The following is a 566-nucleotide window of genomic DNA, read 5'->3' as shown; positions in this document are numbered from 1 at the left end:
GGGCACCGAAACCTGCCTCAAGATCGGCGGCTTCATCCGCTTCCAGACCTCCTTCGGCCCGAACGAAGTCAACGGCCGTCAGGGCTGGGGCGACGCCGGCACGTCTGACTGGGATTCGTTCTCGCGCGCTTACATCTCGTTCGACGCCAAGAGCGACACCGAATTCGGCACGCTCACCGGCTTCTTCGCTGCTGAATTCAACGCCGACAACGACTCCGACGCCGGCGACAGCCGCATCGACGTCGATGAAGCCTACATCCAGCTCGGCGGCCTCAAGGCCGGTTTCTTCTACAGCTGGTGGGATAAGGGCCTGAACGGCGAATCCGACTCGCTCGGCAACGTCACCGAGTTCAACTCGATCGCCTACCTTTATGATGGCGGTTCGTTCCAGGCTGGTATCGCCATCGACGAACTCGAAGGCGCAACGACCAAGAACAACGGCGTTGGCGTTGAAGCCATCGTTTCGGCTACGGTCGGTGGCGTTTCCATCGACCTGCTCGGCGGCTACGACACCGAAGTTGAAGAAGGCGCGATCCGCGCTCTGCTTTCGGCTGACCTCGGCCCGG

At 61.8% G+C, this 566-nt stretch carries 1 protein-coding gene; it reads left to right on the top strand.

The window, feature by feature from the left end:
- Positions 1-566: porin (locus L981_RS33005; RefSeq protein ID WP_043627265.1), on the top strand; the 566-nt coding region annotated here is incomplete at both ends.

The sequence above is a fragment of the Ensifer sp. ZNC0028 genome, assembly GCF_000799055.1.
In the GTDB taxonomy this organism is placed as follows: domain Bacteria; phylum Pseudomonadota; class Alphaproteobacteria; order Rhizobiales; family Rhizobiaceae; genus Ensifer.
The sequence above is the reverse complement of the archived record's forward strand: the minus strand, read 5'-3'. Positions and strand labels throughout refer to the sequence as shown.